Consider the following 15,704-nt stretch of genomic DNA (forward strand, 5'->3'; position numbering starts at 1 on the left):
TGGCCTGATCGGTCATCCTCTACCCATTCGACCTTATCAAAAAGCCTCCGCCGCTCCCCCGGCGTGTTGTCCCCGGCACCTGCTAGTTTCGAGGGGAAACGCAATGTGGAAGGCATCACCCATGGTCGACCTGACCGACTATCTCTGGATTTTGTGGCTCGTGCTCATTTTTGTGGCCATCACGATCGAACTGCTGAGCCTCGAGTTCACCTTTCTCATGATCTCCATCGGCAGTCTCGGGGGTCTGGCCGCCGACCTTCTCGGCCTGGACTGGTGGCTGCAGATCGTCGTTGCCGCCGGCCTGTCGGTGCTGCTGCTGCTGACTATCCGGCCCTTTCTTCTGCGGGCCCTGCGCAATGGCGGTGATCCTGCGCTTAGCAACATCGACGCCCTGATCGGGATGACCGGCCGGGTCGTCTCGACGGTCACCGAAACTGGCGGGCTGGTCAAACTGGCCAACGGCGAAACCTGGACGGCTCGCCTGCTGGTGGCCGGGGCGAGCATCGAGCCTGGCCAGCCGGTAAACGTCCATCGCATAGAGGGCTCAACCGCCGTCGTCATCCTCGCTGAAAGGACCCAGAACAATGCTTGACCCCACAGCCTTCATCGGGCAGATCTTCGTGATCGCCCTGCTCGCCGTCCTGACGGTGTTCGTCATCGTCATTCTTGTGCGCGCCATTCGCATCATTCCGCAGGGAAATGCCGGGGTGGTGGAACGCCTCGGTAAGTACCACAAGACGCTGCTGCCCGGCCTGAACGTGCTCGTGCCGTTTGTCGACCGAGTGCGGCCGCTCCTGGACATTCGGGAGCAGGTCGTCTCGTTCCCGCCGCAGCCCGTAATTACCGAGGACAACCTCGTCGTCTCCATTGACACCGTCGTCTACTTCCAGGTGACGGATGCCCGCGCAGCGACCTACGAGATCAATAACTACCTTGGTGCGGTCGAACAACTCACTACGACAACCCTGCGCAACGTGGTCGGTGGTTTGAACCTCGAAGAGGCGCTGACCAGCCGAGACAACATCAACAGCCAGTTGCGCATCGTCCTGGATGAAGCCACCGGCAAATGGGGTATCCGCGTGGGCAGGGTCGAGCTCAAGGCGATCGAACCGCCCCACTCCATCCAGGATTCAATGGAGAAGCAGATGCGTGCCGAACGAGACCGTCGCGCGCTCATCCTGACCGCTGAGGGTACCAAGCAGTCGGCCATCCTCACTGCTGAGGGGGCACGCCAGGCGGCGATCCTCGAGGCGGAGGGCGATGCCAAAGCTGCCGTCCTGCGCGCCCAGGGCGAGGCCGAAGCCATCACCACCGTATTCAAGGCCATCCACGACGGAGATCCCGACCCGAAGTTGCTCGCCTACCAGTACCTGCTCACCCTGCCCAAGCTCGCCGAGGGCAGCGCCAACAAACTTTGGATCGTACCGAGTGAACTGACCGAGGCGATGAAGGGCATCGGCAGTGCGTTCGGTGCGTATGCCGCCCAGTCTCCCGGGACGGCACCGTCTGCCACAGCCGCACCGGTGGCATCCGCTTCACCTGAGGTCTAGGCGGTGACGGGCACTGCACAGTCGGAGTTCTTGGCCGCACCGCCACCCCGGGTCTTCGCCCACCGCGGGCTGGCACAGGATGCTCCGGAGAATACGCTGCTCGCTTTCGTGAAGGCGCTCGCGGGCGGCGCCACCCACCTCGAGACCGACGTACACGTGTCGCTTGACGGCGTGGCCGTCATCAGCCACGATCCGGACTTGGCCATCCTCGGGCGGGACGTGCGTATCGAGCAGCTGACCCTGGCCGAGTTGAGACGCGTCAATCTGGGCTTCGGCCAGACGTTCACGTCCCTGGCGGATGCGCTCGAGGCGTTTCCCCGGGCGCTATTCAATATCGATATCAAAACCGATGCCGCCGCCGAGCCGACCGCCCGAGCAATTCGGGACCAGCGGGCCACCGCTCGTGTCCTCGTGACCTCGTTCAACGAACAACGCCGCCGACACGTGGTCGGTTTGCTCCCCGGGGTGGTCTCGTCGGCCTCCGCACCGCTCGTGGCCCGGGCCGTAGCGGCAACGAATCTGGGGCTCACCTCGCAGGTACGACGTGCCCTCGAGGGCTGTGTCGCGGTGCAGGTTCCCGAATGTGCCGGGCCGGTGCGCATCGTCACTCCCCGTTTCGTTGCAATGATGCACAGAGCAGGGGTCGAGGTGCACGTGTGGACTATCAACGCCCCTCTCGACATGATTCGCCTCCTTGACCTCGGTGTCGACGGACTGGTCACAGACCGCACGGACCTGGCCGTGTCTGTCATTACTCGCCAAACCTGAGAATTACCTCCCAGAATGGGGGGTCTGGGAAGGTTAATACCCAGCTTGATGGTTTAAACATGGGAGAGCGTCGCGATCGATTTGTGATTGCGAGCGAGAGGAGACCACACCATGGCTGACCGTAGTTTGCGTGGCATGAGATTAGGCGCACAAAGCCTGCAGAGCGAAGAAGGCGTCACCTTCTCCCCCCGGGTTACGCACACCTACCGGTGTGAGACTTGCGGGCGCGAGACGGTAATGATTTTTTCGGCCGAAGCTGAGGCTCCGGACGAATGGGAATGCAAATACTGCGCACGGACGGCGACCCGCCTCGTCGACTCACTGCCGGTGATCGTTGACCACTCCGACGAGAAGATACCTCGGACCCATTGGGACATGTTGTTGGAACGCCGCACCAGAGACGAACTCGAAGAGCTGCTCGAAGAGCGCCTCACCGTGTTGCGCCTGCGACGTGGCGGGCAGCAGAAGATCGGCGCCTGACAGCCGATTGAACCCCGCACGACCCGCCTCTTGCGGCAGAGCCGCTGTCGTTCGATCGGGCTCGCTAAATAACCGGATGGAACGACCGGCGTCGCTGGCGCTGAGTGGAAACGACACACATCACCAGCCCGGCCAAGCCCAGCCCAGAGACGAGCCATTCAAGCCCGCGGCCAACCAGCATCGCCGGCGTGGTGGCGTCGCTCAGCGGCACAGTCTGCACCATGGCACCCGCGGTGAAAGTCGGCAGGCTGTCGAGCGTCTGCCCGTCGGGCGTGATTATGGCACTCGACCCTACCGTGGAGATGTTCACCACCGTACGTGACGTCTCCAGTGCGCGGAGCCGGGCAATGGCGAGTTGTTGCACGCTCTCATCAGTACGACCAAAGTCGGCGTTGTTGGTCTGCGCGAGAATGATCTGGGCGTTCCCGTCGATCATCTCGTGTACGAGCTGATCGTCGGCGATGTCGAAGCAGATCGCGATGCCAGCGAGGACGCCGTCGATGTCGAAGATGTTGTCGCGGGTGCCGATGCCGTAGTCCCGGCCGATGAGGTCAATCAGGTCCGGGGCGAATGGTCGCCAGAAAGCCCTATCCGGCATGTATTCCGCGAAGGGCACCGGATGAATCTTGTCGTAGACGTCGACGGCTCCCCTGCCGGCCTTCCAGAGCAACGAGCTGTTGTAGTAAGTGTCCTCAGGCCTGGTAATGGTGCCGGTGATGAGGGGGGCATCCATTTCGGTGCTGACGTAGTCGAGTACCTGAGCGGCGGCTTTCGACCGGGTGGGGTCGATATCGCTCGCGTTCTCGGGCCAAACCACGAAATCCACCGTCTCGCCGATCAGCGGCAGAGTGGCCGAGGTATGGTCTTGCAGAATTTGCCCGGGATCATATTCGGCGAACAGCCCCGCATCCGCGTTGCCTTGCACAGCGGCCAGGCGGGTCGTGCCGCTCTGGATGGTCGGCCAGGCCGGTATGGCGAGGACGAGCGCGACGGCACCGACGCCAACACCCACGCGCAGCGTGCGTGCCAGTTCAGGCTCGCGGAACAGCTGCACGGTGAGGGCACTCAACCAGACCAGGATGAAACTCAGGCCGGACAAACCCACCCAGGCGACAAGCGGTCCGAATGGGCTCTCCGACTGCGAGAGGGCGACCCGGCCCCAGGCAAAGCCACCGTAGGGCCACACCGCGCTGATGGCCTCACGCGCTGTCCACAGGCCGGCCACAATGACCGGCAGGAGACCGAGACGGCCCCACACACTCGGCCAGACGCGCGGACCATGCCGCAGCACGACGGCGGTGACGCCGAGCCCGGCGGCGAAGAACAGGCTCTGCAGCCCGCCGAGAGCGAACCACGGCACGAGGCCCAGGTAGAGGGTGATCCAGAAGATGTGGATCAGCCAAAACGACAACCCGGCGACCAGCCCCACGAGCAGACCGGCGCCCAGGCTGCGTCCGAGTAGGGCGAGGAGCATGAGCGCGACCCCCACGGGTGCGAGAAACCACCAGTCCCGGTCGGGAAAACCGGCATCGAGAATCGCCCCGGCACCCGCTGCGACGAGAACGGATGCCCACAACGGCAAACTGAACACGCGCTCACGCCCCGGCACGTGAATTCAGGCCACCGATGAGTACGCGACGATGCCGCGGCGGATAGCGTCTATGGCTGAACGGGCGATCGGACCGACTTGGGCGTCGCCGGCGATCGACAGCTGATCGAGCAGGTCGATGGTCTGTTTGGTCCAGCGCACAAAATCGCCGGCGGCCATCTCCGCTTCGTAGAGCACGTCGCTCAGGGACGAGCCGCGAGCCCACTTCCACATGGCCAGGCTGAGGCCTACCGCGAGTGGGTTGCTGCCGGGCAGTTTGTGGTCGCGTTCCAGGTCGTCGATGCGGCTCCACAGGTCTTGCGTTTCGTCGAGGGCCGGTCGGAATGGGCCCTTCGGCAGGTAGCGGGCGTCGATAAGTCCCTCTTCCCTGCGCGGCTCGAAAACGAGCGCGCAGGCCATCGCCGCGAGGCTCGCAGCATCGAGTTCCCTCCACAGGCCCCGGCGTAGGGACTCCGCGACGAGCAGATCCCGTTCGGCGTAGATGCGGCGCAGGATGCGTCCGCTCTCACTGAGCGTGACGGTACCGCTCGCATCGGACTCGAGGTAACCGTAGCCGAGGAGAACGTCGGTCACGCGGTCGAAAACGCGAGCGACGGCTCCGGTGCGCTGGGCGATTTGCTGGTTGAGGGCATCAGTTTGCCGCTTTAGTTTAAACCAGCGTTCAGCCCACCGGGAGTGTGCCTCCCGGTCGGGGCAGTGGTGGCAGCCGTGTGCCCGCATCTGCTTACGCAGGCCGGCCACCTCACGCTGGCGTTTGTCGTGCCCGCCGCGCAGGGAATTGTCGGCCTTGGTTCCCTCGCGTTCCACCTCGGTCAGACGCCGACGAATCGACGAGTAGTACTCGAAATCGCCGAGGTGGCAGGTCATGCTGGTCTTGAAGCCGGCCAGGGATTCCTCTTGCTGACGCACCGAGCGGGCCAGGTCGACGACGGCGCGATCGGCCTGGAATTGAGCGAAAGAGGATTCGAGGACCCCCCGGGTGCGGGCAACGCCGAACTGGTCTATGAGGTTAACGGCCATGTTGTAGGTCGGCTTGAAACTCGAATTCAACGGATAGGTGCGCCGCGAAGCGAGCGATGCCACGGCCTGGGGGTCGAGTCCCTGCGCCCACTGAATCACCGAATGGCCGAGGGTGTCGATTCCGCGGCGACCGGCCCGACCGGTCAGCTGGGTGTACTCCCCCGGTGTGATCGGTACACGAGCTTCCCCGTTGAACTTCTCGAGTTTGTCCAGAACGACGGTGCGGGCCGGCATGTTTATGCCGAGAGCGAGCGTTTCGGTGGCGAAGACGGCTTTGACGAGCTTCTTCTGGAACAGTTCTTCGACGACCTCTTTGAACGCGGGTAGAAGGCCGGCATGATGGGCTGCGACGCCACGTTCGAGCCCATCGAGCCATTCGAAGTAGCCGAGCACACCGAGGTCTTCGTCGAGCAGGGTGCGGCAACGATCGTCGACGATCTGACGAATTTCATCCCGCTCGTCTTGCTGCGTCAGACGAACCCCAGAGCGGAGTACCTGCCGCACAGCCTGATCGCAACCGACCCGGCTGAAGATAAAGAAGATGGCCGGAAGCAGATGCTTGCCGTCGAGCATGCGCACGATGTCGCCACGATCCATCCGGCCGGCGTCGAACTGTGGCCGTTGTTTGTCATGCCCCCGAAAACCGCCGGAACCGCCCCGCCGACGGCCGGAACCGCGGCCGCTTGCCGAGCGCCCGCCGGCGTGGGCCAGGCGAACGAGCTCTGGATTCACCCGATGCGTTCCAATCAGGCCGGTCGAATCGAACAGGTCGAGCATGTTGTTCTTGACGAGCACGTGTTGCTCGAGCGGGACGGGGCGCTCTTCGGACACGATCACATCGGTTTCACCGCGAACTGCCTGTAACCAGTCTCCGAATTCTTCCGCGTTCGATACCGTCGCGCTGAGCGACACCATGCGCACCGGCTGCGGCAAATGGATAATCACTTCTTCCCACACGGCTCCGCGAAAACGGTCGGCGAGGTAGTGCACCTCATCCATCACCACAAAGGCGAGTTCGGTCAGCAAATCGGAATTGGCGTACAGCATATTCCGGAGCACTTCGGTCGTCATGACCACGATGCGTGCTCCCGGGTTGATGTTGCTGTCACCGGTGAGCAACCCCACTTGTTCCGCACCATACTCGGCAACGAATTCCTGGAACTTCTGGTTAGAGAGCGCCTTCATGGGGGCGGTGTAAAAAACTTTCGCGCGGGATTGTTGCATCGCCAGGTAGATGGCGAATTCAGCCACAATCGTCTTGCCGGCACCGGTCGGTGCGGCCACGAGCACACTGTTGCCGGCCTCCAGACAGGCGCAGGCCTCACGCTGGAAGGGATCGAGGTCGAATCGGAGGTCGTTTTCAAATGCGCGCAGCCGTGGCTGACCAGCTCGGGTGCGGGCGGCCGAATACCGTTCAGCCGCCGATTGCGTGTGCGTCACGTGATCCTTAACAGTTACTACATTCGGGTCGCAGTTCAGACTAGAGCGAGAGTTCCTTCTCGAACGCGAGCACTTTCTTAGCCGCTCGGCGATCGTGCAGCCACGCGATGCCGTAAGCGGCAAAGTACAACATGACCATGGGAATGGCCAGCAGGAACATAGACACGACGTCCGCGGCGGGGGTGGCGATCGCCGTGAAAAGCACGATGACGAGAATTGCGATCCGCCACGACTTAATGATCGACGCCGCGCTGATGACACCGGCGAAATTGAGCAGCACGATGAAAACCGGCAGGACGAAAGCGATACCGATCGCCACGACGAGCTTGAGCACGAAGTCAAAATAGCCCTGAGCGTTGATGAACGCCGAATCCTCGGTCGGGGCAAATCCCGTCATGAGCTCGACGACGTGCGGCAGAACGATCCAACCGGCTGCGCAGCCAGCAAGAAATAAGGGAATGGCGGTGAAGAGAAACCCGAAGGTGTATTTCTTCTCGGTGCGGGTGAGCCCGGGAACAAGGAAGGCGAAGACCTGATACAGCCACACCGGGCTGGAAACTATCAAACCCACGTAGAGCGAGATCTTTAGTTTGAGGTCGAAAGCGCTCGTGATGTCGGGATAGTTGATCTGGGCGTTGCGATGCTGCGCGTTGATGATGGCGTAGATCGGTTCGCGCAGCTGATCCCAGACGAAATCTGACAGGAACCAACCGGCAATAGCACCGATGAGCAGACCCGCGGCAGCTAGATACAGACGTTTGCGCAGTTCGATCAGATGCTGCCCGAGCGACATCTTTCCTGCTTCGGTCGCACTTCGTCGGGCGCGGACCGCCACGAGGCTAGGGCTTTACGGCGGGGTCAGCTGGACCGGTCGCCGACGGGCCGGACGGCTTTGGTACGTCGTCGTCCTTGGGACTCGTGGACCGGGCCGGTGCGTTGGGATCCGGATCGACGGAATCGTTCTTGATCTCGCTCTTGAAGATCTTCATAGACTGTCCCAAACTTCGAGCGAGTCCGGGAAGCTTGGGCGCACCAAAAAGAAGCAGGACGACGACGAGGATGATGAGGAAATGCCATCCGGTCAGGTTTTGCAGCATGAGGGTGAGTCCTCTGTGTTAGCGGGTGTCGTAGCGAGCGGTTCGCATCAGTTTACCCCGCACGATCAGCCTATCGCGACGCAGTTGGCGCCGATGGGTTCGTTCCGCTCGATGCTGCTCGACATTGTGCAGCAGCACCGCCGAATCAGCGAACACGGCCGAGCCGAACGAAGACGTGGCGGTCGACAGATCGAAATCGATTGCGGAGACCTGATCACTCAGGAATTCCAGGGCCTGCAGGGTGCCACGAGCCTTACGATACAGTGCAACGGCAAACCAGCCGAGAACGGCGCACAGGCCGAGCGTCAAAACGCACCAGATGAGCAGCCACGACCACCACGGCATTCGCTAGTCCTTGCCCGGCATTGGCTCGGCAGCGGCGTACTGCGCGAGTCCGGCTGCGGCCCAATCGGCCACAACCTGCCTCGCTTCGGCCGGTTCGAGAACGGTGACGATTCCGGCGAGGCCGGTGACGAGGCGTTTGAGTGCGTGGGTATGAGCGACGCGCAGGGTGGTGCGGGTGCGGACACCCGAGCCGACGGGCTCGGATCGTTCGGGTCGATAGTCGGACAGCAGCGGCAAGGCGGCGGTCGCGAGCTCAAGTCGAACGTCGATATCGTCGGTTGATGCCTGGAACAGGGTGTCGGGCAGCAGCAAGTCGGCGGGGTGTGTGCTGCGCGGCGCTGCCGTGACTAGTGGGTTGCTCATGCGGTCCAGACGGAAGGTACGTACGGCCTCACGGAGGTGACACCACCCGCGCAGATACCAATCGCTGTCAACGGATTCAATGCGCAACGGGTCGACAAGTCGGTGTTCCTGGCAACCGCGAGCATTGAGATAGTCGAACTCGACCTGCATCCCCGTGGTGAGAGCCGTCTGCACGACTTCGCGGGTTGCATCGGCATCGCGCTGCGCAACGGCGACCTGCGTGGGCGGCGCCGATGCGCCGCGGGTCAACTTGGCCATGAGCGATGCGATGGCGTCGGTGTCGGCGTTGTTGGGCAGCGCGGACAAGTACTGCAGGCCGGCGATGAGCGCCGCGGCTTCGCGGGCCGAAAATCGTGGTGAATCGTCGATGGCGACCTGATGCGTGAGGACGATCCGATCGTTAGTCTCGAATTCGTCCCACAAAATATCGAACAGGTCGCCGTGCAGGTACTGGCGCGTTTCCCCGGGAATGCCGGACAAGGCGATCAAGTTGACCAGGCCACGTACCCGCTCCGGAGACAGTCCGAAGTGCACGGCTACCTCGGAGACAGTGACCCGCCCCTGATCGATGAGGTACGGAACGAGAGAGAGCAGGAGGGTGAGCTGGTCACCGGCCACCCGCGGCTGGGTATCCGGTTTGGTCTTCGCTTCTCGCAACGGGGGTGTTCGCCGGCGCATTGTGCGCCCCGGCGAGGTGACCGGAAGCGCGTTGGCGTGAGCGTCCCGGGCTGCGACGAGTCGATCTCGCACCGCGCTGCGCAAGGCTAGCGGGCTGTCGACGAACACTTCCGGACCGAATCCGGCCAACTCGTCGGCGAGGATGTTCAGGTCGGTGAAGTGCAGGGTACGCTCAAACTCAGTCGACTCGTCGGCCCTAAGGTTGGCCGTTCCTTGCCTGGCGCCGAGGCGCACGGCAGCGTCGGAGCCTGGCTGTACGACAACGCGCGCAGCATTGCCGACCCACAGGGTATCTAGCTCGGCGAGAGCCCGCACGCTGTCGGTCGTGCCGTTGACACGGCTGATCATTTCGTCGGTAGCGCCGTCACTGACCGGAGCCGGAATCGGATGGGGCACGACCGCGATAGTGCCGACGATGCGTGCCAGGAGGAACGTGCGCGGCGCGTGAACGGCCTCATCCATGGCGTACAAGTGCCAGCGGCCGTCATGTTGCACGATCGCGCGCGGAGCAACCACCCGACGTGCCGGTTTGGTCTCCCCCGGCTTGAGGTATAGGAAAGCGACAACCTGCGCCCGGTCCAGGGCTTTGCTCAGTGGTTCGAAGCTCTGGTCTTTGGTACGAAGCAAGGGTGCATAGCCGAGAACCGGTTCGCTCGATTCAACTCCGAGAGAGTTCAACTTCATCAGGGCTCGGCGGGATTCACCCGACAACGATCCTTCCCGCCAGACCGTTCCGGCCAGTTTGAGCAGGGACACCTCGTCGGGAGTAAAGGTCACATCGGACGGCAGATCGTAAAGTCCCTTCGGGATTCGATACCGCAGGAAGTGATTGCTGCCCGGATCGTCCGGGGGCTCGATGGTCTCCAGCGGAATGCCCAGCTCGCGGATATCGTCCTTGTCGCGCTCAAATTGGCGTTCCAGGCTCTCGTTGGAGCCGCCCGACGCGTACCGCTGGCGATACCCCTGTACGTTCGCCAGGATGTCGGCCTTGGTCAGCCCCGATTCCGTGGCGACAAGGGCCAGCACCAGATTGAAGAGCCGCTCGGGCGCGGTGACCGGCGTCGGCTTGCTCTCGCTCGGGCGTTCCACGGGTGCAGGCCCCGGCTGGCTTGGCATCGAGGTGCGGCCGATTCAGTTGACGCCGAGAATATCGACGACGAAGATGAGCGTGGAACCGGCCGGGATGGAAGCCGTTGCAGTGTCTCGGTAGCCCTGGTCGGGCGGAATAACGGCGACGATCTGCGAGCCGACCGTCTGTCCGATGAGTGATGTCGCCAGACCGGTGATGACTCCGTTGGGAACGATTTGGGTGGGCGCGCCGTCGGTCCAGGTCGATGACACAACCTTTTTGTCTTTCCAGAGCACGCCGATGAGGTTCACCACGACGTTCGAATCCTCCACGACCTTTTGTCCGGCGCCCTTTTTCAACACACCGACTTCGAGGGTGGTCGGTGCGTCACCGCTGGGCACGACAACGCCCGGAACGCCGTTTTCGTCGAGCACCACAGCGGGTAGGCCATTTGCGACCGTCTGGTCCACACCGTCTGCGCGGGGTAGAAAGGCCTTGACGACGTCGACGACGACGACGAGGGTGTCCGTGGCTGCAATACCCGCGGGTTGAGTGTCTGCACCCGCGAACCCATCGTCGGGCGCTACGACGATCACGACGCGCTCACCGACGCGGGCGCAGAGGAGCCCGTCCGTAATCCCGGTGATATCGGCGCCATTCAGCAGGAACAAGGGCACATTGGCTTCATCGTAGGCCCCCTGCGCGATGACATTGCCGTTTGTTCCGTTGTAAATATTGATCTCGGCAGAGATCAACTGGCCGGCCACGAGATTGTCCCCCGAACCCGCGATGATTTCGCTGCGCTGGGTGGTGGCTGACTTCAGCGGCGTCGGAAAGTTCACGTCGGGGGCGGTACCGAAGTCACCCGTGGCCGAGACCAGTTCTGATGCTGCACCCGACGTGGTCGTCGTCTCGCAGGACGCTTGGGCGGTGCCGGGGCTGGCACAGGCCGTCAGTGCCGTCATCACGAGGCCGGCGGTGATGATCAGCGCGGATGCTTTGCGCACGAGTCCTTCTTTCAATACGGGGTTGCTGCAGTACAGGTCTGCTGCGCGGGGTGAGGAGTGTGGGGTGCCCGCATGGTTGCGAGTTCGGCCTACTACAACCGAGGGGCCGGAGCCTATCCTAACCGGCGTCGAAGTCTCGAGCCTTGGAAAGCCCTGCGCTCGTTCCGGCCGCCCGCACGCGTTTGCGCATGACCTTCGCGCTCACATTGCGCTCGCCGAGCGCTCCGGGGGTCCAGGCTTCGACATCGGCGTCGCTGAAGTCTGTCTTCGACGGGCGTCGCTTCAGCTCGGGAAGAATCGTGTCTGGGGCCAATCGGCGCGCAGTGATGAGGAAGCCGGTATGGCCGATCATGCGGTGGTCCGGCCGCACGGCCAGTCCCTCCACGTGCCAGCCACGGATCATCGTTTCGTTGGAATCCGGATTGGTGTAAGAACCGGTACCGCGGATAGCCTCGGCCACGCGGGACAGCTGGGTGACCGTGGCCACGTAGCACAGCAGCACTCCGCCAGGCTTGAGCGCATCGGAGACCGCACTGAGGCATTCCCACGGCGCCAGCATGTCGAGAACGACCCGGTCGACGCTCTGCGCCGGCAGCGTATCAGGCAGCGTCTCGGCGAGGTCACCGAGCGTGATCGTCCAGTTCTGTGGGTCGCTTCCAAGGAAAGTGGCGATATTGTCACGCGCGACATCGGCGAATTCCTCGCGCCGTTCGAAGGATGCGAGGCGGCCGGCCGGCCCGATCGCGCGCAGCAGCCAGAGCGACAGCGCCCCCGAACCGACGCCGGCTTCGACAACCGTTGCACCGGGGAAAATATCGGCCTGGGCGAGAATCTGCGCAGCGTCCTTGGGATAGATGATGGCGGCCCCGCGCGGCATGCTCATCACGAAGTCCACGAGCAGCGGACGCAGCGCGAGATGTTCCACACCAACATTGTTGGTGACGACCGACCCGTCGGGCTGCCCAATGATGTCATCGTGCGCGAGGATGCCGCGATGGGTGTGAAAGGTGAGGCCCTCCTGAAGCGTGATGGTATTCATCCGCCCCTTGGGCCCGGTGAGTTGCACACGGTCGCCGACGCGAAAAGGCCCGCTATTTTGAATGACCTGGCTATTGCTCATGCGAGTGGTGCGCTTTCGTTTCGGGCGTATCCGGTGGGGGCGAGAGAAGGAATGGGGAGGACCGATTCGGAACGCGTCGACGGGCGGTACAGCGCCGCGATGTCGTGGATGGTGCGCCCCGCGAGGGTCGGCCAACGCGTGTAGGACACGCTCTCCGGAAGGTCGATCTGGTGGGGAACGGCGATGGTGATGGTACCGGCAGCAACAGCGGATGTGACGCCCGGCACGGAATCCTCGATCGCAATGCAGTCCCTCGGGTCGACACCGAGGCGCTCTGCGGCGACCAGGTACGGATCCGGGTGCGGCTTGCTGTTGGCGACCATATCGCCGGCGACGACAACATCGAAAGCAACGAAATCCATGAGGTCGATGATCTGGCGGGCCATGCGCTCAACTGACATGGTTACGAGCGCGGTCGGAACGCCGGCAGCTTTCAGCTCCTGCAGCAGCTCACGTGATCCGGGACGCCAGGGGATCCCGTGTTGACCCAGTTGCTCCTGCACGCGATCGGTGAGGCGAGCCACGATGGCATCCGGCGAGAGATCCACGCCTCGGGATTGCAGAATCGTCGCGGAATTCCACAGTCCGGAGCCGACGAGCAACATGCCGTCGTCCTGGGTCCACACCCCTCCAAACTCGGAAACGAGCTCGGTTTCCGCTTGCATCCAGTAAGGTTCGGTGTCGACGATTGTGCCGTCCATATCCCAGAGGACGGCGGCAGGCAGAAAAGCGGGCGTGGGCAGGGGTAGCGGAAAAACATTCACGGGGTTCAAGTGTAGGGCCACCGCCTATCCTTGATTGAGGCCATCCACTCGGAGGCCGGAGGAATTGAGGACATACACGGTGGCTAACGGTAATGGGTTTCTGGGCGGGCGGCTCCTGGTCGTCGCTTTCGAAGGCTGGAACGATGCCGGCGAGGCTGCGACGGGTGCCGTTCGCGCGCTCAAGGACCTGCTCGATGTTGAGATGATCTCCGAAGTCGATCCGGAGCTGTACTTCGACTACCAGTTCAACCGGCCGACCGTTTCAACCAACGAGGATGGGGTTCGCGCGCTTGGCTGGCCAGGTGCGATCATGTACGGTCCGAAGGCACCCGGAGTGGTCAGCGTTCCGCTTGCCGAGGATGCCCAATTGCGCGTGAGCGGAACCAATGCGGGCAACATATACCTCCTGATCGGCACGGAGCCGTCGCGCAGCTGGAAGAGTTTTGCCGCGGAGATTCTGGACGCGGCCCTCGCGGCGGACGTGAGCGGCGTAGTCTTCCTGGGTGCGATGCTCGCCGACGTTCCGCACACCCGTCCCATCTCGATTTTTGTTTCAAGCGACAATGCGCAGGTGCGCGGCGAACTGCAGATCGAACGCAGCACCTACGAGGGCCCGGTCGGTATTCTCAGCGTGTTGTCGGACGCCGCCGAGACGGTAGGTATCCCTACCCTGTCAATTTGGGCATCCGTTCCCCACTATGTTCACAACGCACCGTCGCCCAAGGCGATGCTCGCGCTGATCGACAAGCTCGAAGAAGTCATCGACGTGGTGATTCCCCGGGGCGCCCTGGTGACCGAGGCAGCCGAGTGGGAAACTGGGATCGATGTCCTCGCTGGCGAGGACGAGGAAATGGCCGCCTACATCGCCCAGCTCGAGCAGGCCCGCGACACGGTCGACTCGCCCGAGGCGAGTGGCGAGGCCATTGCGCAGGAATTCGAGAAGTACCTACGCAAGCGCGGCAGCGACGGTCGGCCCGACGGCCCCGGTAGCCGGCCAGACGGGCCACGGCACTAGGCGCAGCATGCCACCGCAGCCGCAGCGGCAGCGGCAGCGGGCAACTTAGCCCCGAGCAGCCCTGCGTTACAGCGCGACGCCGAGCAGCGCGCTGATCGCACCATTGACCAGACCAAGGTCATCGAACTGGGCGTCGACAGCGTCGTCGATGAGCTGCAGGGCCGTTGGAGTGTCGAGGTCTTGGCGGAGCGCGACGCGGACGGATTCCACGAGCGCGGCGGCCGCACCGGTCTTCTCCGCACGGGTGGCGTCCTCGGCAGCGGTCACGGCCGCAGCGCCGAAGGCCGCGGACCACACCGACAAACGCACGACGGCTTCGTCTAGAAGCGCTGCGGTCCATTCCCAATCGGTTCGGTAGTGCCGGGCCAGAAGGGCCAGACGAATCGCACGCGGGTCAAATCCCGAAGCGCGCAGCCTCGAGACCAGTACAAGGTTGCCGAGTGACTTGCTCATTTTCTCGCCCCGATAGGCGACCATGCCGGTGTGGCTGTAGACGCCGGCAAGCGGATGCCCGGACAGCGCTTGAGCGTGCCCGGCACTCATATCGTGGTGCGGGAAGATCAGGTCTGAACCGCCTCCCTGCACGGTGAAGTCGGTGCCGAGTTCTTTGAGGGCGATGACCGAACATTCGATGTGCCACCCGGGTCGTCCGGCGCCCACCACTGATTCCCACGCCGGCTCCCCGACCCGCGCAGCCTTCCAGAGCAACGGGTCGAGACGATCGCGTTTGCCTACCCGGTCGGGGTCGCCCCCGCGCTCGGCGAACAGCCGAAGCATACTGCCGAGGTCGAGGTTGCTTTCATCGCCGAGGGTCCAGTCCGTGCTGGTCTCGGCTGCTTGAATGTCGAAATAAAGGTCAGCGGCGATGGTTCCGTCAGCACCGGCGATGGCATCATCCGTCGGCACCGTGTAGGCGAACCCGGCAGCCTGCAGGATCGCAACGGCGGCGGCGACCTCGTCGATGACCTCGGTCACGGCGACGAAATCATTCGGCGGAATGATGCCGAGGGCTTCCATATCGGTGCGAAACAAGTCAACCTGCGATTCGGCCAGTTCCCGCCAGTCCACGCCGGTTGCGGTGGCCCGCTCCAGAAGTGGGTCGTCGACATCCGTTACGTTCTGGGCGTAGTGCACGCGAAAACCCGCGTCGATCCAAACCCGCTGCAGGGTGTCGAAGGCCAGGTAGGTGTTGGCGTGGCCGATGTGAGTCGCATCATAGGGCGTGATGCCGCAGACGTAGAGGCGGGCAGCCGCGAGGGGCTGAGCCAGCACCAGACTGTCGGTTTTGGTGTCGTGGAGCCATGGTGCACTCGACTCACCGGGGACAGAGACTATGTCGGGTCGTTCCCATGCACGCATTCGACCAGCCTATCCTCGCC

The 15,704-nt window shown here is 63.3% G+C and carries 15 protein-coding genes; 5 read left to right on the forward strand and 10 right to left on the reverse strand.

The window, feature by feature from the left end; all coding sequences use genetic code 11:
- Positions 1-121: 121 nt before the first annotated feature.
- The 4 genes from E3T47_RS04285 to E3T47_RS04300 all read left to right on the forward strand — a co-directional run bounded on the left by E3T47_RS04285 (position 122) and on the right by E3T47_RS04300 (position 2,798).
- On the forward strand, positions 122-592 hold the full coding sequence (locus E3T47_RS04285; protein ID WP_134554603.1) for an NfeD family protein: 471 nt from the start codon (positions 122-124) through the stop codon (positions 590-592).
- Positions 585-1,550, forward strand: coding sequence for an SPFH domain-containing protein (locus tag E3T47_RS04290; protein WP_134554605.1), 966 nt, complete (start codon positions 585-587; stop codon positions 1,548-1,550). Before E3T47_RS04285 ends, E3T47_RS04290 begins: the two co-directional genes overlap by 8 nt.
- A 3-nt stretch (positions 1,551-1,553) precedes the next feature.
- A complete protein-coding gene (locus E3T47_RS04295) occupies positions 1,554-2,318 on the forward strand; it encodes a glycerophosphodiester phosphodiesterase family protein (RefSeq protein WP_241981930.1) in 765 nt (254 codons plus the stop codon).
- A gap of 111 nt (positions 2,319-2,429) precedes the next feature.
- Complete coding sequence (locus E3T47_RS04300) at positions 2,430-2,798, forward strand: RNA polymerase-binding protein RbpA (protein ID WP_134554606.1); 369 nt, start codon at positions 2,430-2,432, stop codon at positions 2,796-2,798.
- A 64-nt stretch (positions 2,799-2,862) separates the two neighbouring features.
- Here the strand turns inward: E3T47_RS04300 and lnt are convergent, their stop codons facing one another.
- The 9 genes from lnt to E3T47_RS04350 form a co-directional block, all read right to left on the reverse strand.
- Positions 2,863-4,389, reverse strand: coding sequence for an apolipoprotein N-acyltransferase (lnt, locus tag E3T47_RS04305; RefSeq protein WP_241981932.1), 1,527 nt, complete (start codon positions 4,387-4,389; stop codon positions 2,863-2,865).
- Positions 4,390-4,413: 24 nt separating this feature from the next.
- A complete protein-coding gene (locus E3T47_RS04310; RefSeq protein WP_134554610.1) occupies positions 4,414-6,867 on the reverse strand; it encodes a DEAD/DEAH box helicase in 2,454 nt (817 codons plus the stop codon).
- Positions 6,868-6,907: 40 nt separating this feature from the next.
- Positions 6,908-7,660: a twin-arginine translocase subunit TatC gene (gene tatC, locus E3T47_RS04315; protein ID WP_134554612.1), complete on the reverse strand. Its 753-nt coding sequence runs from the start codon at positions 7,658-7,660 to the stop codon at positions 6,908-6,910.
- A 46-nt stretch (positions 7,661-7,706) separates the two neighbouring features.
- Positions 7,707-7,964, reverse strand: coding sequence for a twin-arginine translocase TatA/TatE family subunit (tatA, locus tag E3T47_RS16515; protein WP_134554614.1), 258 nt, complete (start codon positions 7,962-7,964; stop codon positions 7,707-7,709).
- Positions 7,965-7,982: 18 nt separating this feature from the next.
- The gene (locus E3T47_RS04325; RefSeq protein ID WP_134554616.1) at positions 7,983-8,309 is read right to left on the reverse strand and encodes a hypothetical protein; all 327 of its coding nucleotides are present in this window, start codon (positions 8,307-8,309) and stop codon (positions 7,983-7,985) included.
- Positions 8,310-8,312: 3 nt separating this feature from the next.
- Positions 8,313-10,439 (reverse strand): helix-turn-helix transcriptional regulator, encoded by a 2,127-nt coding sequence (locus tag E3T47_RS16280; RefSeq protein ID WP_241981934.1) that lies wholly within the window; start codon positions 10,437-10,439, stop codon positions 8,313-8,315.
- Positions 10,440-10,481: 42 nt separating this feature from the next.
- On the reverse strand, positions 10,482-11,441 hold the full coding sequence (locus E3T47_RS04340; protein ID WP_134554617.1) for an FKBP-type peptidyl-prolyl cis-trans isomerase: 960 nt from the start codon (positions 11,439-11,441) through the stop codon (positions 10,482-10,484).
- 103 nt (positions 11,442-11,544) lie between these two features.
- Positions 11,545-12,546: a tRNA (adenine-N1)-methyltransferase gene (locus E3T47_RS04345; RefSeq protein WP_134554619.1), complete on the reverse strand. Its 1,002-nt coding sequence runs from the start codon at positions 12,544-12,546 to the stop codon at positions 11,545-11,547.
- On the reverse strand, positions 12,543-13,289 hold the full coding sequence (locus E3T47_RS04350) for an HAD family hydrolase (protein WP_277871808.1): 747 nt from the start codon (positions 13,287-13,289) through the stop codon (positions 12,543-12,545). The genes E3T47_RS04345 and E3T47_RS04350 overlap by 4 nt, the downstream gene beginning before the upstream one ends.
- Positions 13,290-13,389: 100 nt before the next feature.
- Here E3T47_RS04350 and E3T47_RS04355 point away from each other — a divergent pair, with 100 nt between their 5' ends.
- Entirely contained in the window at positions 13,390-14,325 is a 936-nt protein-coding gene (locus E3T47_RS04355; protein WP_134554621.1) for a PAC2 family protein, read from the forward strand.
- Between the two features lie 66 nt (positions 14,326-14,391).
- On the opposite strand, the gene mshC is transcribed toward E3T47_RS04355, so the two are convergent.
- Complete coding sequence (gene mshC, locus E3T47_RS04360; protein ID WP_134554623.1) at positions 14,392-15,684, reverse strand: cysteine--1-D-myo-inosityl 2-amino-2-deoxy-alpha-D-glucopyranoside ligase; 1,293 nt, start codon at positions 15,682-15,684, stop codon at positions 14,392-14,394.
- Positions 15,685-15,704: the final 20 nt, after the last annotated feature.

Source organism: Cryobacterium ruanii (genome assembly GCF_004404055.1).
Classification (GTDB): domain Bacteria; phylum Actinomycetota; class Actinomycetes; order Actinomycetales; family Microbacteriaceae; genus Cryobacterium; species Cryobacterium ruanii.

Bases quoted from the DNA above. Each gene is read 5' to 3' on its own strand.
- E3T47_RS04285 (WP_134554603.1), top strand. From the start codon at position 122: ATGGTCGACCTGACCGACTATCTCTGGATTTTGTGGCTCGTGCTCATT.
- E3T47_RS04290 (WP_134554605.1), top strand. From the start codon at position 585: ATGCTTGACCCCACAGCCTTCATCGGGCAGATCTTCGTGATCGCCCTG.
- E3T47_RS04300 (WP_134554606.1), top strand. From the start codon at position 2,430: ATGGCTGACCGTAGTTTGCGTGGCATGAGATTAGGCGCACAAAGCCTG.
- tatC (WP_134554612.1), bottom strand. From the start codon at position 7,660: ATGTCGCTCGGGCAGCATCTGATCGAACTGCGCAAACGTCTGTATCTA.
- tatA (WP_134554614.1), bottom strand. From the start codon at position 7,964: ATGCTGCAAAACCTGACCGGATGGCATTTCCTCATCATCCTCGTCGTC.
- E3T47_RS04325 (WP_134554616.1), bottom strand. From the start codon at position 8,309: ATGCCGTGGTGGTCGTGGCTGCTCATCTGGTGCGTTTTGACGCTCGGC.
- E3T47_RS04345 (WP_134554619.1), bottom strand. From the start codon at position 12,546: ATGAGCAATAGCCAGGTCATTCAAAATAGCGGGCCTTTTCGCGTCGGC.
- mshC (WP_134554623.1), bottom strand. From the start codon at position 15,684: ATGCGTGCATGGGAACGACCCGACATAGTCTCTGTCCCCGGTGAGTCG.